17 protein-coding genes are annotated in these 19799 nt (G+C 66.4%); 6 read left to right on the top strand and 11 right to left on the bottom strand.

Annotated elements, in window-relative coordinates; genetic code table 11:
• Positions 1-28 precede the first annotated feature (28 nt).
• Positions 29-406, bottom strand: a complete 378-nt coding sequence (locus ABD225_RS16190; RefSeq protein ID WP_344087868.1) for a type II toxin-antitoxin system death-on-curing family toxin — start codon at positions 404-406, stop codon at positions 29-31.
• On the bottom strand, positions 406-603 hold the full coding sequence (locus ABD225_RS16185) for a ribbon-helix-helix protein, CopG family (RefSeq protein WP_344087865.1): 198 nt from the start codon (positions 601-603) through the stop codon (positions 406-408). The genes ABD225_RS16190 and ABD225_RS16185 overlap by 1 nt, the downstream gene beginning before the upstream one ends.
• 158 nt (positions 604-761) lie before the next feature.
• On the opposite strand from ABD225_RS16185, the gene ABD225_RS16180 reads away from it, so the two are divergent.
• A complete protein-coding gene (locus ABD225_RS16180) occupies positions 762-2060 on the top strand; it encodes a polysaccharide deacetylase family protein (protein WP_344087862.1) in 1299 nt (432 codons plus the stop codon).
• A 107-nt stretch (positions 2061-2167) separates the two neighbouring features.
• Positions 2168-5575: a PPi-type phosphoenolpyruvate carboxykinase family protein gene (locus tag ABD225_RS16175; RefSeq protein WP_344087859.1), complete on the top strand. Its 3408-nt coding sequence runs from the start codon at positions 2168-2170 to the stop codon at positions 5573-5575.
• Positions 5576-5697: 122 nt separating this feature from the next.
• Here ABD225_RS16175 and ABD225_RS16170 read toward each other — a convergent pair whose 3' ends face one another.
• Together ABD225_RS16170 and ABD225_RS16165 are read right to left on the bottom strand one after the other, a co-directional pair.
• Entirely contained in the window at positions 5698-6888 is a 1191-nt protein-coding gene (locus ABD225_RS16170) for an NAD(P)/FAD-dependent oxidoreductase (RefSeq protein ID WP_344087856.1), read from the bottom strand.
• Between the two features lie 132 nt (positions 6889-7020).
• Entirely contained in the window at positions 7021-7395 is a 375-nt protein-coding gene (locus ABD225_RS16165; RefSeq protein ID WP_344087922.1) for a bleomycin resistance protein, read from the bottom strand.
• Here ABD225_RS16165 and ABD225_RS16160 point away from each other — a divergent pair.
• Complete coding sequence (locus ABD225_RS16160; RefSeq protein ID WP_344087853.1) at positions 7348-8145, top strand: plasmid pRiA4b ORF-3 family protein; 798 nt, start codon at positions 7348-7350, stop codon at positions 8143-8145. The genes ABD225_RS16165 and ABD225_RS16160 overlap by 48 nt on opposite strands.
• A gap of 96 nt (positions 8146-8241) precedes the next feature.
• Positions 8242-8649: a hypothetical protein gene (locus ABD225_RS16155; RefSeq protein ID WP_344087850.1), complete on the top strand. Its 408-nt coding sequence runs from the start codon at positions 8242-8244 to the stop codon at positions 8647-8649.
• Between the two features lie 126 nt (positions 8650-8775).
• Here the strand turns inward: ABD225_RS16155 and ABD225_RS16150 are convergent, their stop codons facing one another.
• Complete coding sequence (locus tag ABD225_RS16150) at positions 8776-9162, bottom strand: TraR/DksA family transcriptional regulator (protein ID WP_344087847.1); 387 nt, start codon at positions 9160-9162, stop codon at positions 8776-8778.
• Positions 9163-9289: 127 nt separating this feature from the next.
• Between ABD225_RS16150 and ABD225_RS16145 the strand changes: the two genes are divergently transcribed.
• Positions 9290-10024, top strand: a complete 735-nt coding sequence (locus ABD225_RS16145) for a Pr6Pr family membrane protein (protein WP_344087844.1) — start codon at positions 9290-9292, stop codon at positions 10022-10024.
• 72 nt (positions 10025-10096) lie between these two features.
• Here the strand turns inward: ABD225_RS16145 and ABD225_RS16140 are convergent, their stop codons facing one another.
• Positions 10097-10876 (bottom strand): hypothetical protein, encoded by a 780-nt coding sequence (locus ABD225_RS16140; RefSeq protein WP_344087841.1) that lies wholly within the window; start codon positions 10874-10876, stop codon positions 10097-10099.
• A gap of 912 nt (positions 10877-11788) precedes the next feature.
• Between ABD225_RS16140 and ABD225_RS16135 the strand changes: the two genes are divergently transcribed.
• Positions 11789-12934, top strand: a complete 1146-nt coding sequence (locus ABD225_RS16135) for a hypothetical protein (protein ID WP_344087838.1) — start codon at positions 11789-11791, stop codon at positions 12932-12934.
• 46 nt (positions 12935-12980) lie between these two features.
• On the opposite strand, the gene ABD225_RS16130 is transcribed toward ABD225_RS16135, so the two are convergent.
• From ABD225_RS16130 to ABD225_RS16110, 5 genes are all read right to left on the bottom strand, one after another.
• Positions 12981-13184: a hypothetical protein gene (locus tag ABD225_RS16130; protein WP_344087835.1), complete on the bottom strand. Its 204-nt coding sequence runs from the start codon at positions 13182-13184 to the stop codon at positions 12981-12983.
• A 55-nt stretch (positions 13185-13239) separates the two neighbouring features.
• Complete coding sequence (locus ABD225_RS16125; protein ID WP_344087832.1) at positions 13240-13812, bottom strand: DUF6998 domain-containing protein; 573 nt, start codon at positions 13810-13812, stop codon at positions 13240-13242.
• An 82-nt stretch (positions 13813-13894) separates the two neighbouring features.
• Positions 13895-15478, bottom strand: coding sequence for an NERD domain-containing protein (locus ABD225_RS16120; protein ID WP_344087919.1), 1584 nt, complete (start codon positions 15476-15478; stop codon positions 13895-13897).
• 1231 nt (positions 15479-16709) lie between these two features.
• Positions 16710-18323 (bottom strand): GmrSD restriction endonuclease domain-containing protein, encoded by a 1614-nt coding sequence (locus tag ABD225_RS16115; protein WP_344087829.1) that lies wholly within the window; start codon positions 18321-18323, stop codon positions 16710-16712.
• Positions 18221-18841, bottom strand: coding sequence for a DUF262 domain-containing protein (locus ABD225_RS16110; RefSeq protein ID WP_344087826.1), 621 nt, complete (start codon positions 18839-18841; stop codon positions 18221-18223). The genes ABD225_RS16115 and ABD225_RS16110 overlap by 103 nt, the downstream gene beginning before the upstream one ends.
• Positions 18842-19799: the final 958 nt, after the last annotated feature.

Here is a 19799-nt window from a genome sequence, read left to right as displayed (position 1 = left end):
ACGTGGGGAAGAAGCGGGGATGACCGCGTCAGGTGGTCCAGGACCGCCGAATCCACTCGGCGATGTCTTCGACCTCTAGATCACCTCGCGCGACGGACAGGACGAAATCCTCGGCGGCATCGACCGACACATAGCGCAGATCCTCGCCATTGAGCAGGCAGAAGATGCGCGTTGCTGCCCACGCGAGGCGCTTGTTGCCGTCGATGAGCGGATGATTTCTCGCCAACGAATGCATGAGAGCGGCGGCCTTGTCGGCAAGGCTCGGATAGGCATCGGCCCCGAAAACCGTCGTCTGGGGCCGGTGCGCTGCGGAGGCCAGGAGTCCGAGTTCGCGCACGACGACCTGGCCGTCGACGACCCCGTCCGCGATCCGAAGCAAGTCCTCGACCGAGAGGTAGTCGACCATCAGCGACCCAGGCGATCGAGCAATTCCGCATCCTCCGAGGCAACCCGTTGGATCAATGCCTCGAGCCGATCGTCACGGTCCGAGACGTAGCGATGGATCGCTTCGCGGGCGACCTCATTCATGGATCGGCCCTCCTGCTCGGCCCGGGTCCGCAGAGCCTGAGCCTCGTCATCCGTCAACCGCAGATTCATCGCCATACTCGACGGTACCACTGTGGTACCGCGCATCCAATGCCTTTGAGCCCAGCCCGCGTTAAGGCTCATCGCTCCTTCACCCCTCGGGGCGTGTCGGTCGGCCGGTCGCGTGGCGAGCCGACCTACGGTGGAAGCTGCCAATGAGTTCGAGGGGGTATGCCGTGACGGGGCGGTCGGGGGTTTCGCGGGCGGCGACACGCGTGACGATGGTGCTTGCTGCGGGTGCCCTGATGGTCGGCTGCGTGCCGAGCACATCATCGCCGCAGCAGGCCGTGGACCAGTCGGCCACGCCCTCCAACACTAGCGCCAGCCCGACGACTGACCCGACCAAAGCCGTTCGGGCAGAGGCAGATCGGCTCGCCGCCTCATACGACTACGGCAAGGCCGTCCGCCTGCTGAAGGGGGTCGCCGGGAGCGAGTCGCAGATCTCGACGATCGAGGCCGCGAAAGCCGCGGCCAAGCGCTTCCCCGACAACACCACGATCAGCCACCTCTTCTACCACTCGCTGATCGTCGATACGAAACGGGCCTTCGCCAGCCCCACGGCCAAGGGGTATGACGACTACATGGCGACGGTCGGGGAGTTCCGGGCGCACCTGGAAGACCTCTACGACCGCGGCTATGTCCTTGTCTCGCCGGAGCGCATCGGGCAACTCGACGAGACCGGAACGATGGTGCCGTCGCCGATCTACCTGCCACCCGGCAAGACGCCCTTCGTGCTGTCGATCGACGATGTCTCCTATTACGAGTACATGAAGGTGGACGGTTTCGCGCAGCGCCTGGCGGTCAATCCTCGCGGCGAGGTCGTCAATGACTATGTCGACGCGACCGGCCAGAAGCACCAGGGGCGGTATGACGTGGTGCCGATCGTCGACGATTTCGTGACGAAGCACCCCGACTTCTCCTATCGCGGGGACAAAGGCACGATCGGGCTCACCGGATACAACGGCGTGCTCGGTTATCGCACCTCAGTGCGGGAATATGGCGACACCCCCACCACGCGCTCCGAGATCGCGAAGGCCACCAAGGTGGCGACGGCGATGCGCGCCGACGGCTGGCGTTTCGCGTCGCACTCATGGGGTCACATCAACTTCACGACCGATAGCGTCGCCAGCCTGCGCGCGGACGCGCAGCGATGGCGCACCGAGGTCGAACCCATCGTGGGCGAGACCAAGGAACTGATCTTCCCCTTCGGCGCGGACATCTCCGGGATGACGCCCTATGGCGAGGCGAACCCGAAATACGCTCTGCTGCATAACGAATTCGGCTTCGACTACTTCTTCCCGATCGACACCAGCGTCCCGGCGTGGATGCAATTCTCCGGCGCCTCGCTGCGTCAGGCGCGCATCAATGTGGACGGGCTCAGCATGGGCCGGGCGTTGAAGAACAAGAACAGCGTGTTGTGGAAGTTCATCGACGTGAAACGCAGCATCGATCACTCGCGACCTTCGCTGGGCTGAACCCCGCCAGACCCGCCCACGGGCGGCGGGTGACCAGCACGTGACCCTAAATGGACCACTTGGTGAACGCGGTGTGTAACCGCTTTCGCCCGGAGCAGAATGGAGGCATGAACGGCACGCCGAGCCCGTCGACCACCGATCTCCTGGCCGCTGTGAATGTGCGCCTCGACCTGCTGGGACTGCCCAAAGTCCGGGCGGTGGACGCGGGGCAGGCGGCCGCGGACGAACTCGTCGCCCCGATCCTGAAGCGGCAGCGCGAGCTGAGCCGGCGGCTGGCCGACCGCCTGCCGCCGGTGGACGAGCGGATCGAGGCCTTCCTCACGGCATACCTCGACGGCGTCGAGCCGGCCCCCCGCCTCCCGCGGCGCACCCTCAGCCTCGACCTGCCCGGCCTGGCGCGGACCCTGTCCCTGCCGGTCGACCGGGACGACTATTCCTCCGGGCTGATCACGAGCTACCGCCTCGCCAATGGCGTGCTGCACAATCCGCGCAACGACCGCCGCACGACAGCCGGCGTCTTCCACATCGCCGAGGGCGGCCTGCCGATCCCCGACGACAAGAAGGCCGTCCCGCGCGCGGTCTTCGCGGCCCTGCTCGACCTGGCGCTCACCCCGCCCGCCGAGGCTCTCGAGCTCCCGATCACCGCCACCCAGGACGAGCACGCCGCATGCTTCGTCTCGCTGCTGCTGCGCCCGCTCGTCACGGTCGGCGTGCCGGGTCACACCCGCGAGCGCCGGATGGAGACGCGCTTCATCGTGCCCGGCTCGATGGTCGCCAATCTCGACTTCGTCGAGGGCATCTTCGGCAATGCGGGCGATCCCTACCTGCCGGAGAATGACGCGGCGCTCGACCCGCTGGGGTGGACCGGGCATACCGGTCTGGTCATCCTCGCCCCGCACCTGACGAGCGCGACCAAGCAGTCGCTCGGCCTCCCGCACCGCGACGACGCCACCGAACGTCAGGTCCGCGACGGGATGTGCTGGAGCGATCCGTCCGAGACCTACAACGACGGCCAGGCCTTCAAGGTCTGCGCGCGCGACGAGCGCGGCGTCATGGTGACGATCATCGCCGACAACTACTTCGGCTATTGCAAGAAGGAAGTCAAGACGCAAATCTCCATGTCCGCCAACCTTTTCGGCGGCGCGGAGGAGGAACACTCCGGCGGCGCCATCGTCTTCCCGTCGTGGGACGAGGGCCACGAATTCGTCAACACCTATGCCGTCGACGCGCCCTCCGTGGCGGCCGTCACCGCCCGCGACCCCGAGGGGTGGACCCTCGAGGCGAGCGGCTGGGCGCGCGCCACATCCCTGCCAGGCGTGGTCCTGGTCCCGGCCGGCGCGCGCTTCTCCCTCCACGACCGCTCGGTCTCGTGGACGAGCGCCGAGGGCGCGGTGAGCATTCCCTTCCGCGGCGACACGACATATCTCGACACCACCGGCTTCCGGGTCGCGATGAAGCAGGTCCGTCGCGAGCCGGTGCAGTGGACGATCATCGGCACCTCGGCAACCTCGACCGTCTGCCACAAGCCGTCCACGGTCTCCGGCGGCGGCAAGTCCGAGATCTCCAAGTCCATCGCCGACGCGATCACGATCGGGCAGGCCTATGTCGCGGACTTCGACGCCGACATGGACGCGGTCGAGGCGATCGTCGGCCGCGACTACAGCGAGCGCTATGCCGAGCCGTCGTGGAACGGCCAGGACCACCGCCCGGTGCTCGGCGCCGAGCGCAGCACGGGCAGCATCATCAAGTTGTTCACCCCGAGTCCGGAGTTCTCCGCCGAGCACAATGCCTTCATCCGGGCGATTCCCGCGCATGTGCTGCAACTGGTCTATGTCATCAAGAAGGCCTATCGCGCCGAGTGGGGCGCCGACTGGCGCAGCCACTTCTCGGTCAGCCGGGTCAACGGGCGGCCGGGCAACCGGCTGCGCCTCGACGGCGAGAACGTCCTGGTCGACATGCTGCGCGTGGGCTTCGAGTCGGACGGCTCCTATCGCCTCTTCTCGCTGCGCCCGGACTTCGCGCCGGCGGTGAAGGTGCAGGCGGAGGACGACATCACCGCCTCCGTCGTCGCGCCCACCGGCGGCCCGGACGCGCCCTCGGTGAAATATGTCGAGAACTGCGAGCGCCTGCTCTTCCAGCGTCCCGACGACGCGATCGTGCCTGGCTACGATTCGACCGCCGAAGCCGATATCGCTTCTCCCGGAACGTTTTTGAGCAACTTCGCGCCGCTGGATGTCGCGGAGGCGACCGAGCTGGCGGATGACGCGATCGCCGTCAGCCAGTTCACCGAGCCGATGCGCCAGCTCATCACCGGCTTCGCGGCGGGCACCCTGGAGAGTGATGCGGCATACCTCGTCTGCTCGGCGCGACCTCGGATCGTCGATGGGAAGCCGTCGAAGAATCCGCGCTATCTCCAGGTGCGCCCGGACCTCGCCGACCCGCTCGGCACGGCGACGGCGATGACCTCGCTGCGGCTCGGCCGCGGCCTCGCCCTGGCCGAATCTGTCGCGACCGGCGTGGACGTCGTGGCGGCCGGGCGGCGAAACAATCCGCCGGCGGACGGGGTGCCCGCGCTGTGCGCCTTCGGCCCGCTGCACTATCTCGAACTGCCCGAGCTGCTCATGGAGTTCATCTCCTCGATGACCGGCAAGTCGCCGTCGACGACCGGCGCCGGCAGCGAGGGGGCGATGACCAAATCGCCCTTCAACGCCCTGCCGACGACCTACGACCTCAACTCGGCCTTCCTGTCCTTCGCGTTGACCGGCTATGACGGCTGGATCTCCGGCGCGGGGTATGTCGGGCCGCAGGTGCGCGTCGATCACGACATCAGCCTGCTGATCCCCGAACTCTTCGCCCGGATGCGGCCGGCCGAGCGCTCGGCGGCGGCCCTGATCGGTGCCGGCCATCTCGAGCGGATCGCCGACATCACGCTGCCGGACGGCCGGATCGTCCCGGCCAGCCGCCTCGGCTACCGGATCACCGAGAAGTTCGCGACGACCTTCCTCGGCCGCATCTTCATGCACCCCGACGTGATCTTCACCGAGGCGATCCTGCGCCCGGAAAGCCAGAGCCTGCAGGCCTTCACGGACTCCGTCGACGTCATGGTGTCGACGCACGAGCGGGTCGCGCGCTCCTATCTCAAGGACGGCACGATCGATTCGGCCTGCCCGCCGGTGCGCGCGCTGCTGGAGATCATGGCGGATGGCATTTCGGCCGACGGCCTGACGCTCGACGACCCCGCCTTCCGCGCGATGTTCACCCGGGAGTCGGTGCTCGCCAGCCCGTGGTATGCCGAGCGGCTGGACGCCGCCCAGGCGCAGCTGATCGAGCGGGCCGAGGCCGGCATCGCGGCGATCGAGCAACTGCTCGCCGAGGACGGCGATTCATCCGTGGCCGGCCGGATGTCCTTGCGCGAGAGGCTGTCCCAGGTGACAGTTGCCCGCGACGAGGCTGCTTCGCCCGCCGCCCGGCAGGCGCTCGTCGGCACGCTGGGCCGCCAGCCGAGCTTCCGTTAGGGAGCAACTCCCAGCCGTTCCTGAGCGGGCCGGTCATGCGCCGCCTGTCCTCCGATCCGACGCGACTGATGAGGGCGTCGTGGCGTACGTCGCGGTTCGTGAGACAACAATGCATGCCGGCCTCACTCTTCGGGCGTGAGGTCACCACCGCTCAGGGCCACGCCGATGCCGGCTTGCGCCGCGATCAGCCGGCGACCGCGCTCATAGTCCGCGTCGGCGTTGTATGCCAGCACGCCCACCAGGACGTCCTCGGCATCGGCATACCAGATGGTGAAGCCGCCGACCCGCTCCGCGACCTCGGCGCGCTCGAACCCATCGCCCCAGGCGGCATATTGCAGCGTGTGCTCGCCGATGGTCGACCAGAAACCGGGGACCTCGCTCCACACCTGCTGCTGCTCCGGCGCCGCCGCATTGCGCCCGGCGAGCGCTCCCATCGCCAGGGCGTCTCCCCAATGCTCGACGTCGAGGGCACGGCCGACGATGCCGTGCATCGCCCGCGCCGCATCGCCGGCGACCCACACGCCATCGGTCACCTGAAGGTGCTCATCCGCGACGAGGCGGCCCTGGTATGCCGTGGCCTCGCCCACCGCCGCCACCTCGCCCTGAGGGATGATGCCGACGGCGGCGAGGATGAGATCCGGTTCGAGGGTGGTGCCGTCGTCGAGGTGCACCGTGCGGGGGGCGCGGATCGCGGTCACCGATACCCCGGTCCGGAGCTCGACGCCGAGATCCGTGAGCCAGCTCGAAATTTGTTGCGCGGCATACGGTCCCAGCCGGTCGGCCTGGGGCGTGCTCTCGGGCGTCACGATGGTTGTGGCGATCCCCCGGCGGGCCAGCGAGGCGGCTGCCTCGCAGCCGATGAACCCGGAGCCGATGACCAGCGCGGTCCGGGCGTGCGTGGCCGCGCGGCTCAGGGCGGTGGCGTCGGCGAGGGTTCGCAGCGTGTGGATGTCGGCGTCCGCGTCCGCCCCGGGGAAGGGCACCGGGCGCGATCCGGTGGCGACGATCAGGCGGTCGAAGGCGAGGAGTTCGCCGCCGGTCCGCAGGGTATGCCGGTCGGGATCGATGTCCCCGGCCACCGTCGCCAGGCGCAATTCCACCCCGTCCGGCAGTACCGCCTCGGTCAGCGGCGTCGGCTCGGCCGGCCCGGAACCGGTCAAGGTCTCCTTCGACAGCGGCGGCCGTTCGTAAGGTGCATCGGCGTCCGCCGTGAGGACGATGACGGGGCCGGGGCCGCCCGCCTCGACATACGCCTGAGCGGCGCTGATGCCCGCCGGACCGCTGCCCAGGACGATCAGTCCATAGCTCTCCATGACATGCCTCTCGTGCGAAGTCCACTGTGCCCCAACGGTATGCCGCTCACCCGCTGCATCGGGAGAGAGCGACGGCTCAGTTGCCGGGGGCCCGCAAGGCGTCCGCCGGCCGAGCCTGCGGGCGCGCGAGATTCAGCCGGCGGGGTTCTGGACCAGGCGCAGCAGGGTGCCGTCGGGGTCGATGAGGGCACCGATCCGCATACCCGAGTCTTCGCGGCGCGGCGGGTGGATGCGGGGCCAGCCCCGCGTGGTCTCGGGGAGGCCGGCGGCGCGGCATACGGCATAGAAGGCATCGACATCGTCGAGCCGCAGGCAGCAACTGAACCCGCTGGTGGCCGGGTCGACATCGGGCCAGTGGAAGAACTCCAGCACGAGCTCGCCGCGCCCGAGGATCAGCCAGCCGTCGTCGCGGTAGCCGACCTCGAATCCGAGGGGCGCATAGAACGCGATTGTCGCGTCATGGTCGCTCGACGGCAGGTTCGGCCCGAGATCTGGCGGCGCGTGCAGCTGCGCGGCGACCTCACGCTCGACCGGGTGCACACCTGCCTGCAAGTCATCCTTGGCTGGGAGGACAGCCACTTGCACCGGTTCAGCGCACCGGGCGTGGACGCATGGAGCCCACCGTGGTTCGTGACCGCCTATGACGAGGACGAGCTGGACGAGGAGGGGACTCCGGAGTCGGAGGTCCGGCTCGATCAGGTGCTGCGGGCCGCCGGCGAGTGGCTCATCTACACCTACGACTTCGGCGACGACTGGCGGCATCGGATCGAGGTCGAGGAGGTGCGCTTGGCGCAGGGCGGTGACCCGCCGGCGCTGTGCCTCGAGGGTGTCGGCGCGTGCCCGCCCGAGGATGTGGGCGGCATCTTCACGTGGAACGAACTCGCCGCCGCGCTGCGGGCGGATCCAGATCCGGACCACCTGTCGGGAGAGCTCGAGCAGTATGCGGACTGGTTGCCGGAGGGCTCGAACCCCGATCTCTTCGAGCTTGAGGACGTCAACGCAGAGATCGCGACCTTGGCGTCGGGGCTGGATTTGCCGCCACTGCACCCGGTCCTGACGAACCTGCTGGCGCACTGTCACCCGGACCTTCGCGACGAACTCACCGAGTTGCTGATCGCTGCGGCGCAGCGCGTCGCCCCGGCGGTCTCGGACGAGCAATGGGCGGCGCTGCTGCGGCCATGGCAGACACTGCTCGACGAGGCCGACCCGGACGGCATACCCCTGACCGCGGCGGGCTGGATCGCACCCGTTGTCTGAGAGCGGATCTGGCACAACAGCGGCCTTGCGTGGCCCGTCGGCAAGGGCAACCGCGAGCAGAACACCCCGGAGATCTTTCAGCTGCGCGAAGACGGCATGGCGGCCAAGCTGATTCGCCGGTTCAAGGGCCGGCTGGTACTGACGCCGTTGGGACGCAAGGCGGTTCGCGATCCTCAGGTCTTGCGTGTGGTGGTGGCGCGCTACCTGCTCGAGACCGGGGAAGCCTTCGATCAACAGGCTGCGGCGCTCGCGCTGCTGCTCGTCGCGGCCCGCTGGACACCGACCGGAGAGGAATACAACGCCAGGGCGGTCGAGGTCGGTCGGCTGCTCGAGGCTCTGGGCTGGCGGACCGCAAGTCGGTTCAGCTTCTCCGTTGGCGTGCAGGCGGGCCGCCGCGTTGATCGCTCGCTGGCCCCGGGCAAGGGCTCAGGTCCTCGGGCGGCCGCTGCGTATGCCGAACCCGCCGCCATCGCCCTCGCCCGCCAGGCGATATTCCTGGAGTGACGCCAGCGCCGTCGTGTGCCTGAGCAGGGGCCAGGTTCGAAAGGCGGGTTTGCGCTCGCGGGCCGGGTTCGCGCTCGCGGGCCGGCATATGTCGTGGCCCGCCGTCGCAAACCTGGCCCCAGTCGCTCACGTTCCGGGGTGGGACCGGGCGCAGGTGATGCACCTCGTGGCGGTTGGCCGCGCCTCTAATCGCGCTGGGCCAATCGGCCCGCCGCAGGTCTCGCACCTTCCGTAACTCCCCGCCGCGAGTCGCGCCATGGCGGCGTCGATTTGGTCGAGGCGCTCGCGCACCTGACGGGCCAGCGCAACGACCTGGGCACGTTCATACGCGATCGTGGCGCCTTCGGGATCGTGTTCGTCATCGGCATTCGAATCGCGTGACGCTGCAACGAAATCGTCGAAGCTCCCCGTGAGTTCGGCCAGCCGCTGCTCTGCCTCCCGTCGCTCCGCCTCCAGTCTCTCGCGGTTGGCGCAGGCGTCCGCACCGTCTTGAGCCCCGCGGTCGATCGTCATACGCGCATGCTCTCAGGCACCACCGACAAGGGGGCGTTCATCGCGCCGAACCCTTGGTAACCTCACGCCGGTCACATTCGCGTGGCCGCAGCAGCAGGAGACGAATGTGCCGGCCGATCACCACTCGATGAGGCGCCAATCCGCGACATTCGGCGAGACGGGGCCCGCCGGCACCCGCGGCGAGCGGGTTGCGAGGGGGGCGCGGGCGGCATACCTCCTGAACGGTTTACTCGCCGGCCTGGGGTTCCTGCTCGTGCTCACCCTCTCCGCGCTGGGGCAGTATGACGACACCCCGGTCGCCGGAAATGTTTACGGCGGCAACGCGATTGGGATCGCCGGTGCGTGGGGGCGCGCGGCTGACACGGTCAGCTATTTCACGGAATGGTCCAATGTCGTCGTCGCCTTTGCCCTGCTGTTGCTGTGGCGGGAGCCGATTCGGGACAGCTACTGGCGGCGGGTGCTGCGCGCCGATTCCCTCATGATGATCACGGTGACCGCGGTGGTGTATGCCGTGCTGCTCGCCCCCACTCAGCGGGTCACCGGGTGGTCGGTCTTCACCAATCCGCTGCAGCACATCGTCGTGCCGATCGTTACGGTGGCGGTCTTCCTCGTCTGGGGACCGCGCGGCTGGTTCTCATGGCGCGTGGTCGCCGGGGCGTTGCTGATCCCCGCGGCGTGGGTCGTGTGGATGTTGGTGCGCGGCGTGGCCGTTGACGCCTATCCCTACGACTTCGTCGACCCGACGACCTACGGCTATCCGGCGGTGTTCGCGACGATCGGCAAGATCCTGGTCTTCGGCACCCTGATCGCCCTGCTCTATTGGGCGCTCGACCGCGCCCTGGTCCGGTGGCGCGCCCCGTAGGTCAATCTGGCGCCGGCGCACGTCGCGCCGGGAAGGTGCCGTCGAGTCAACAGGACAGCCTGAGCGCGGGCATCACGGAGCAGGTCGTATGCCGTGCCGCGCCAGGAGTTCGCGAGCCCGGCCGAGTTTCGCGTCATCGCGCTCCAAGAACCATCGGGCGCGGGTCTGCTCGTCAGCGTCCTGGTGCAGGACGTCCTTGAAGCGCCGGAAGGCACCCTTGCCGGTGATCGCCCGAAGGAAGTGGTCACGCAGCGCCGGGTCGGTCACCGTCTCGGCGAAGGCCTCCATGTCTCGCCACTGCGTGCGGCTGTCATCCGGCTCGACATAGATCCACTCCGGCCCTTCGACATCTGTCGCGTCGTCGGTCTCTTCCTCGTTCGTCAGGAAGGCCGGGACGACTTCGCCAGTCTCGGTGTTGAGGTAGCCGCCGGGTTCATCGAATCCGCCGGTGGACATGGCCACATCGAGGTCGTCCAGATTGACCGGCACGCCCCGCAGTGCGGACTCAGCACCATTGGTGACTGCCAGCAAGTCCTCTGCGAGAAGCTCGTCGCCCTCCCCTCGGCGCATCGCGAGCCGGTTCCGGACCGAAAGCATGACGGGCTTCAGCCGCGGGCGATCTTCCGCGGATGTGCTGGCGTACACCTGGACCAGGGCGGTGCCGATCTGCTGCAGGGCGGAATCGATCTCCACGTCCGTGAGAGCGGCGAGGAGGGCCGCGCCGTCGTTGGCGTGCGCGGCGATCCGAACGGCGCGGATGTCCACAAGCGGCTTGCGCTCCACCTGCCCGGCGGGGCGTCCCGCGTCTTCGTCGGAGTCCTCGGCCCAGCGGCGGTCGTCTTGGTCAGGCATGATGCCCGAACCCCTCACGGGGCGCCTCGCGCCCACGCACCAACTCGGCCCGCACGAGCCGCCAGAGACGCGTCATACCTGTGAGCGTATGCCGTGCGCCTGCGCACACCGGATGCTGCGTTGCGCTGAGGCCTTGCCCAGGTCACCCCGCGCACCTTCTTCACAGCAGCCCGATTCCCGCTCGCGGGAGGTGGCGCGCCACCGGGCGGTGTCACGCGATGAGGAAGTCCCCGAAAAGCGTATGAGGCGAATGTGCTGATCTGCTCGTGGCATGGCACAGGCACGTGATGTCCCGGGCGGGACACGCGGTAAGTCCCCACTTCCCCTTTTCGTCACCTTTCCTCTCAACTTCGCTGTCGTTATCGCCGGATCGGTTCAGGTGAGTGCAGTGGCAGCAGGCAGCAGCCTCCTGGCGGCCGTAGGAGCGCTTTTCGACGACGCTCTCGGAAAGGCGCTTGATATCAGCGCTGCGACGTTGCTGTGTATCGCTACAGCGATCGTCTGGATCGTCGCGACCAAATGCAGCGTCCGACGGCCGCAACCGCATACGTCTAATCCCAGCTCCACCAATCAGGATGGGGTCGACGCCCGCTCAGCCTGGGAGCCGGCGCCCCATCACGCTTTCCAGCGTCAGGATCCGGCAGCACGACGCAGGGGCTGGCGCGTCGATCTTCCCTCATCAACGCCCGCGATTCGGTCGCCTTCGTCGCGCCCCCAGGCCGCAACTCGGCGCGACAGGTTATCCACAGGGGTGTGGATAGACCTCAGCAGTATTGTCGACGCGCTGGTTCGCTGGGGCACATGACCAAGAGATCACACAACACCCGAAGCACCCGCACCCACCGCAACGCGACGCGCAGTCGTCATCTGCCGCCACCCATACTCCCGGCGCAGGCCGCGGCAGACGGTCGCGTGACAGCCCCTCTGGGAGCGGCTTTGGACAGTGATCATCCGCTGGCGACCGCGAACTACGTCTCCCTGCTGATGGGCTTGCTTCGCGATGGCCGGCTCTATGACCCGGTGGCCGACAAGCCTTTCCGCAATCTCGCGCACTTTGTCGATCACGTAATGGACACCGAGGGTCGCGACGCCACCGCGCTGCTGCATTGCATCGCGGCGATGACTTCGGACACCGCTCTGGCGCAATACATTCGGCACGAACTGGCGAGCCGGTCCCACGAGGATTTCCCACCCACGGTCACGCGCCTCGCGGAGTTGCGGATCACCGAGGCGTGGATGAAACCGGATCCCGATGGCGTCGGCGAGCAGTGGGTTTTGGAACTCGCGGGCGCCGGGATCCGCGATCACGTGCTCAGCCTGTATGTCGATCATCGGTTCGCCGACGCCCTCAAGTTTGCCGCGATTGTGGAGCAGTCGGCACAGCACATGATGTCCGACCTCTTCATTCCCGCCGCGGCATCGACGGACTTTGAGCAGGTGCCGCTGGATGAGGCTGGAGCCAAGTGCCGACATGCGCTGGCGCAGTATGTCGTCTACCAGGACGAGATGAAGCCCCTTCCCAACTGGCCGGGCCAGCGCGACCTCGTCGAAATGCTGCTGCGGTCACTGCCTGAGGGTGGCCAGGGCTATCCCGAGCGGGTCCGCGCGCCCCAAGAAAATGGCCTGACACTTGACGAAGACGTCGAGGACCAGGTCATCCGCGAGTGGGTCGTGGAGTACTACCTCTCCCGCAACCTGCCCAGCGTCGAGGCGCTCGACGCGGAGGAGATCTTCATTCTTGAAGCCCTGATCACCGCTGCTCTGCACTACCTGGATGCCTATCGACCGTGCTGGGAGCCGCGCATCGTCCAGTGGCTGATGACCTGGTTTCTGCCGATGGTCCTGGACCCGGAGACTGGCCCGTATGACCGCGGTCCCGCCGTCCTTCGCGAGTTCATTCGCTTCTGGCACGCGCATCATGGAATCGATTACGGCACAACCCTTTCCGCTCTTACCGTGCTCAAACGCCACGAGCCGGAGTATGCCGCCCTCCGCCACGACCCCATCATCGCCCGCCGCCGCTCAGCGGCAGCCAAGGCCGGGAAGGGGCGAGATTGAGGCGGCGCTGACCCAGCCCTGCTGACTCAGTGTGGGTGTTAAGCCGCTAGGCCTCCTCGAACGCTGAGTCGTCGAAGCGCAGGGTGGTGGCGTTCTCCGAGACCGTCCGGATCACGTTGTCGTCGAAGCCGGACGAACGGGTTGCCTCGATGTCGATGCGCACCGAGAGGTGCGTCCCAGGCTGGCGAAGGTGCGCGATCACTTCCTCGGTGATGTTCTGCAAGTCCAGCACGGTGCGGTCGACCTGCAACGCCCTGGGATCGATGAGCGTTCGGTCCAGCAGTCGGGCAGGGCCGACCGAATCATCAGTCTTTGGCCGGCGGTGACGCGAAAGCCGCCAGGAGTTCCCGCTGCGCCGGGGTCAGAGGGAACTCCGCAGTATTTTCCGGATACACGCTCGCAGCAGACCAAAGAGCAGCTGGAACGCTCGATGCGACACCGATCTTCACCCCGCGCTGGCGCTGGCCTGCCAGCAGTTCGTCACCTTTGAACAGATACACGTGGTCGATCACGAGCGGCCGGGTGGTCCCACGGGAGGTGACCGCCGCAGCGCTCGGGCCCGTCAAGACCAGGTAGTACTCAGGACCGTCGACTTCCTTGAGATCCAACAGGTTCTCGCGCTTGCCGTAGATCTTGATGTTGACTTGTCGACCCGCCAACGGACCTGTCCGGAAGACGCCGTCGGAACCTTTCGCGGTAGCACTCTTGTGCAGCTCAATGTCGAAGACGTTGGCGGCGATGAACTCACCGATGTGCCCCAGCCCCGCCGGTCGCTGCAGGATCTGAGAAATCTTGAGATCGATGGCGTTTCGTTCGCGGATGAGTTGTGCCAACTCGCGAACCTGGTCGGCAGGAACACTCGGCGGGTCGTCGCTCATGACTTGATGATGACACTGCCGTGCGAGGGGTCAAGGCCGTGAGCCGACATTACATTTTGGCAATTTGTAACGTCCCGATCGCTCAGAGCCCCAACCGCTTGGCAACCTCCTGCCCGCCCATCTCACGGATCACGGCCGGGTCGCCCACCACGATCAGCCGGTCGGTCGCGCGGGAGAGACCGACATACAGCTTCTCCCGGGCGCGGTCGTGCGTGGCGGACTCGTTCACACACAGCACGACGACCCGCCGTTCCAGTCCCTTGAATCCCAAGACGTGGCCATAGAAGACCTGCGCGGCATCCCAGTAGCACGCCCAATAGCCATCTTGGCCGTCCAACTCCTGACGCCAGGCCTGCTCCGGATGGCGTTTGCCGGTGGTGATCAGAGCGACGTCCTCGGGGCGCCAACCCTCGTCGAGCAGCGGATCGATCTGGTCGTCTGCGACATCCACCGCCTCGTCGGCCGAGCACGGCACAAAGGTGACCTCGGGCCCGTCGCCACCGCGACACCGCATACGGATCGGAGTAAGCGGAGCGAACACGTCGGCTATCTGCTTGGTGTTGCGCAGGTTGTGGTCGAGCACGAGCGGAACGAGTTGCACAGGTGGGCGACCAAAACGTGGGAAGACGCGCTGGTTCTCGTCGGAGTAGACGAACAACCCGCCCGTCTCCTGATCCCGCAAGGCGCCGAGTAGCGGCAGCCACCAGTCGTCGGCGAAGTCCTGAGCCTCATCGACGATGATCGAGTCGAACCTCCGCCCCGGCGGCAACTCCGCAACGAGTTCGCGCATCGTGGCGGGAAGTTCGTTCTCCCAGAACGAGATGTTCTCCCGGTCACCGAAGTCCGTGACGCCGAGGTAACGTGCGAAATCCTCATACGTCCCGACGAATGCCGGTCGGTGGTTGTGACGCCAGATCTGGGTGACCCGCTTGAACAGCGACGCGAGCCCGATCGAGTAGCACAGCAGCGCCACCCTCTGGGAGGGACGGTCAGCACGACCGGCTGCGAGCGAGCGCACCTGCGCGAGCGCCAACGACGTCTTCCCGCTGCCGGCGCCGCCACGGATCTCCACCCTGTTCAGCAGACGGGTGACGTCGAGGATCATCGCCTGCTCTTCGGTCAGCCGCTCCGTGCGATCCTCGCGCTCCGCGGCGAGTGCGACAACGTCGCGGAGAGGCAGGTTGCGCCCACGAAGGATCTCCACGATCTGGTCGCAATCGCGCTCCGTGGGGACAGGCGATGTGCGATCTCCGGCGAGCGAATCACGAAGCCGCGCAACAAGGTCCCCCATGTCGTCACGGTCATGAACCAGCGAGCGCGGGCAGTCCGGGAGGGCGAAGTCATCATCGAAGCTCGAATGCGGCACCACGATCGCGTGCCCCCATCGCAGTCGCCCGCGGCTCCACCGTGGGTCGCTCTCCACGTATGTCCGTGCGGCGTATTTCGCGCGCGTCACCTGGCCGACGGGGTCGATGACCTTCTCGCCGTATGCCGTGTGCTGACGCCAGCGCCCCTCATCGTCGACCGCCACCGATCCGGCCTTGACCTCCACGACCACGACGCCCGCGCCAGGGATCAGGACGAGCAGGTCGATCTCGTACTCGCGCTCGGCATCGGCGAGGACGAGGTTCGCCACGATCGTCCACTCACGAGGCGCCTGCCCGATCAGCCGCTCCTAGACCAATCGCTCGGAATCGGTGACCCACACCGGATCGGTAGGGATCGCTCTTGGACCCGTGCGCTCAGCATCATTCTCCATGAGCTAAACCAGTGAGGCGGACGAGCCCGGCAGCGTCGAGCCCTACCTCTAGTTGGCACGGTGCCGGAAATAGCTTCTCCATGCCTGGCCGCCCGATCCGAAGGACACCCGACCGCTCTTTGTCGGGCCCAAGACGTGGGTCCCAAACGGCGTCATGGAGATGGCCCAAGACCCTGATCACGATTCCTCGAGGCTCGACAGGCAACCCGAGTCCCCGCTTCGCGGCCCGGCCAATTCGGATCTGACCTGTGCGAATGTCGGCAGCGGTGACGTTCAGCGTAAAACGGCCGATGAGGGGATCGGTCGTGGCCAGCTGCCTTGGGGCTTCAGGTCGGGGGGAATCTGAAGAAACCCGCTGCCCGTGGGGTTGGGTTGCCCCCGCTATCCCATGGCGCTTTCGGCGACCTCCAGGAAGGACGAGGTTAGCGAACGGTAACGGGAGATCAGGGTCGCAGAGACTATCCCGCGAGGCGTTTGGCACTCTCCGGATGAACTCGTCAAGAACCTGCCGTTCTGACTCGAGAGGCCGTTCCGCCCGGGCGATATGCACGAAAAGGTTGTCGCGGTCCTCCAGCGCCTGCACTGGCCAACCACCCGCGTGCGGTGCTCGCGCGCCGAGCGGGGTTGCGTAGAACTGACGGACCCGACCAGAAACCGGCCCACCCGAGCAGCCGATGTACACGATGACCTCCCCCGGCAGCCACATGGCGGAGAGTGCTCCTTTCAACGTCGCGAGCGTCGCTGGGTGACCGGAGACGGAAAGAGCTGGACGTGCGAGCATCAACTCGCGCAATCGGCGCTCCGAGAGGGCGCAGGCGACGGGGCCGTCAGATGCGCCAGGGTCGTCCGAGACGGTGACGAAATAGAGTCCAGCGTGGTGCAGGGAAGGTGAATCTCCCCACTGGACCGCCTCGTCCCAGGTCAGCGCTACTCTCGCGAGGAGGTCAAGAACCGAAGTTGGCACAGATCGAACGTAGCAGTCACGACAGACACCACCGAGGGTAATCCGCAGGCGTCCCCGCGACCCGCGCCAAGCATGAGACGCGAGCGGTCAAGCGCTTCGGAGCCCCTCCGACAGAGCTCACCGTGGAGGCGGCGGACGAACGCGACTCGGGTGGCTCGGCAGGCACGTCGTCACTTATGGGCCCTGATCTTCCGGGGCCGTCCTGGACGAGGTTCCGCTCAGGAACTGGGTCCTAACGTCGCGCAACCGGCGGCCGTCAGGTAGCGACCAGAAGTACCACCCATTGGTCACCCTTCCACGGAAATGCTTTGCAGCGCCGCTCAGCGTCCCGAACCGTCGGCCTTCGGCCAGCAAGTGACCATCCGGTGCGACCGTGACGGTGGCGTCCGGAAAGTCGCGATGGGTGCTGACGAGTTCTTGCCCGGGGATCACGAGTCCAGCGTCGATCAGGTGCTTGACCTCGATCCAGTCCTGGGATTTGGCAGCGATGTCGACGACGCGCCCAAGGTGGCCGGTGGGAACAGGCCAGACAGTGAGCAAAACCCGGACCATTTCTTGTGTTCGGTTTTCGATCTGCGCCTCATCCCAGCTGGTCGTCTCGTCGCGCTCGACAAGGCGTCCGATCAGCTTGATGGTGTTGTGCCGAAGCAGCGCCTGCCGCTTACTGATCCATGGCCCATTGGACACCTTGGCGTTGAGGCTGCTGGTGAGCAGAGTCAGATTCCCCAGACGGTGGACGTGGGCGGCTCGTTCCTCTTGGGCCTCACGACCGTCGACCCTCCAGTTGTCCTCCCACTTCTGCGGCAGGATGTGCTCGATGGGATAGAGGGCGCGCTCCACTTGGGGCTGGCGCGTTTCGGCCCGATAGGCATTCTCGATCGCTTCCAAGAACATCCGCATACGGCCGCGAGAGAAGCGCCGATAGACCGGGTCGGTGCCCAACGCGAGTTCGATTTCCTGGTCACCGGGCCAATACGTACTCGTGACGTTGAGCATGGAGAGGTGGCTGCTCACACGGTCGGCTATCTCGTCGACCGGCGTGGACGTGTTGAGTCGGATGAGATCTGCGACGATGCGTCCAAGATCGGATCCCGTAAGGCGCAGCAGTTGACGCCGATAGACCCAACTCTCGACCGAGGTGATCGTGCGACGGACAACCTCTGCCGAGACAGGGGTCGGCCGAGCAGGGTCATGCAGCCAGATAAGCAAGGGTTTGAGCAGTTCGATCCCCGACGCGTTCATGCGATAGAAGGCCATCTCGGTTGGTGTCAGATCGCCTCCCCGCCGGGCGGCCGCCTCTGTCCACGCCTCGTACAGATCGGCTTGCTGGCGCAACGTTGGCAACAGTTTCAGCATGGAACTGTCGGTCGAGTGCTCGACATAGCTCTTGAAGCGCGCGAACGTCGACTGCGGGCTGATCTCCTCGCCCAGACGAGAGACGAGCCACTGGTTAAGGAATAGCGAACTTCGGCTCACGAGATAGCGGCCGACGCTGACCTCCTTGGCCCAGAACCGCGACTCGAACGGCCAATCCTCCCGGTACGCCCGCTTCGTGTCTCCGCCCTCGGCCTCGATGAGCTGGAAGACGAAGTTACGAATCAGGTCGGCGGCCGTGAGGGGAGTACCCCGAGCGTTAAGGGTCTCGAAGATCTCCTGCGAGTCCTCCGTCGCCAACAATTCGATCGTCACCAGTTGCAGGGCCTCGCGCAAGACATGGGCGAGTTCCTCCGCCCGGCCCGGGTAACCATCCGCACCCGGATCCCCGAGCCACTGCCGCACGGCAAGCATGAAGTATCGGTGCGCCTGCACGAGCCGGGAGTCGTGGTGACGCAGGCTCGTGTGTCAACCGGTGGTTCAGCGGTCATCACCTCGTCGAACGCAGCGTGGTCGTTGTTCAGATGCCGCAACTTGAGACGGCTTGCGTTCTCACCCACGTAGTCACGGGAGTTGTGAGTCAGCCACTCCAATTGGTTCGCCGCGCGCGCAACGCCCGTCTCTGTGAAGACCGCGCTCGCGGCGTCCATAAGCAGTTGCAGGGTCGTCAGTCGCTGCTGACCGTCGATCACGTTCCACGTTGTGAGGTTGTTGCTGCCTGCCTCGTGCGCCTGCAAAACCACCGCGCCGAGGAAGTGCTGCGCGTTGAGGTGCGGCTCGCGCATCCTCAGCTCAGCAACCCGCCGGATGTCGCTCCACAGCGGCTCCCACTGGTCGGCTTCGTTCCACACGTATGGCCGTTGAAAGAGCGGGATGACGAAGTGCTGCGGAAGGTTGAACAATTGCAACGGCGTGCGTTTAAACGTCTCCATCGTCGCCTCCTTCAGGGCTCATAATGATCTTCGGGCACCCGAGGTGAACTGCCCCGGCGAGTCCGGAGACTTACTGGTGTGAGAGCTCAGTTCTTGGCTGGGCCCGTGGTCGAGCGTAGTAGAGCTGTTCGGCTTCGGCCGTTGGTGACGTAGTCCTTTAGTCCGACCAGGTCACGGGCCCTGCCCAGCCCACCGGGGACAACATGCGCGGCAATGCCTGTCGCGCGTTCGGGCCTTGAGGCTGCCTGAGTTCGCCGAGATGCACATCGGCGGTCAGGCTCGTTTTCAGCGCCACTGCCGACGCGGCTAGATCCGGGGATCCGCGTCGCTGTCGGACGACAGTGGGGTCGTGTGGCCTTAAGCGTGAGGGGACGGGTAGCTGCTGTCCTACGGATAACACCCGCGTTGCGGCTTAAGCTACCCGCCCCTCTCACATGTTCATGGCCCATTCGTACGCGCCCCAACTCCCGGGCGCGGCACGACCTTAAACCCGTATAACAGCAAGTTGCCCTGCCGCCGGTACAGGGCAGGAGCGAGTTCGGTCAGGTATCGACGTTCAGTGAACCCCTTGGTCGGTTCGAAGGCTTGAAACGTGGCGCTCGCGGCAATGTCAGCGAGTTGGAGTCGCTCGTCGGCTCCCGGAGTGCTCAGCGAGCCTCGCTCGTGACGTGAGTCCACGCGACTTGGCACTCGGGCAGATTCCGCAGGACCTGTTCGTATGCGCAAGGTCTTGCCTCAGGTCCGAAGTAGGGCCCTAGCCTGGGCGTCCCATTCCGCCGTCCACGCGACAGCCGACATGGTGAAGTGATCACTGCTCACGGGAGAGTTCGAGCGTTGACCGGCCTCATCAATGAAGGCATGGATCTTGAGTCGAGGGGTCATGCCACCGTCTGCCTGTTAACCGGCCAATCGGACCCCTGGGGGGTGGCTGCCTGACGCGGGCGGTGGTCGGAATCGC

Source organism: Nostocoides veronense (assembly GCF_039531185.1).
In the GTDB taxonomy this organism is placed as follows: Bacteria; Actinomycetota; Actinomycetes; order Actinomycetales; family Dermatophilaceae; genus Nostocoides_A; species Nostocoides_A veronense.
Note: the sequence above shows the minus strand (reverse complement) of the source record. Positions and strands in the feature narration are given on the sequence as shown.

What these genes read in the sequence shown, in the direction of transcription:
- ABD225_RS16145 (WP_344087844.1), top strand. Translation starts at nt 9,290, where the DNA reads ATGAGGCGCCAATCCGCGACATTCGGCGAGACGGGGCCCGCCGGCACC.
- ABD225_RS16125 (WP_344087832.1), bottom strand. Translation starts at nt 13,812, where the DNA reads ATGAGCGACGACCCGCCGAGTGTTCCTGCCGACCAGGTTCGCGAGTTG.
- ABD225_RS16190 (WP_344087868.1), bottom strand. Translation starts at nt 406, where the DNA reads ATGGTCGACTACCTCTCGGTCGAGGACTTGCTTCGGATCGCGGACGGG.
- ABD225_RS16160 (WP_344087853.1), top strand. Translation starts at nt 7,348, where the DNA reads ATGGTCGCTCGACGGCAGGTTCGGCCCGAGATCTGGCGGCGCGTGCAG.
- ABD225_RS16175 (WP_344087859.1), top strand. Translation starts at nt 2,168, where the DNA reads ATGAACGGCACGCCGAGCCCGTCGACCACCGATCTCCTGGCCGCTGTG.
- ABD225_RS16140 (WP_344087841.1), bottom strand. Translation starts at nt 10,876, where the DNA reads ATGCCTGACCAAGACGACCGCCGCTGGGCCGAGGACTCCGACGAAGAC.
- ABD225_RS16115 (WP_344087829.1), bottom strand. Translation starts at nt 18,323, where the DNA reads ATGCTTGCCGTGCGGCAGTGGCTCGGGGATCCGGGTGCGGATGGTTAC.
- ABD225_RS16155 (WP_344087850.1), top strand. Translation starts at nt 8,242, where the DNA reads ATGGCGGCCAAGCTGATTCGCCGGTTCAAGGGCCGGCTGGTACTGACG.
- ABD225_RS16150 (WP_344087847.1), bottom strand. Translation starts at nt 9,162, where the DNA reads ATGACGATCGACCGCGGGGCTCAAGACGGTGCGGACGCCTGCGCCAAC.
- ABD225_RS16170 (WP_344087856.1), bottom strand. Translation starts at nt 6,888, where the DNA reads ATGGAGAGCTATGGACTGATCGTCCTGGGCAGCGGTCCGGCGGGCATC.
- ABD225_RS16185 (WP_344087865.1), bottom strand. Translation starts at nt 603, where the DNA reads ATGGCGATGAATCTGCGGTTGACGGATGACGAGGCTCAGGCTCTGCGG.
- ABD225_RS16110 (WP_344087826.1), bottom strand. Translation starts at nt 18,841, where the DNA reads ATGGAGACGTTTAAACGCACGCCGTTGCAATTGTTCAACCTTCCGCAG.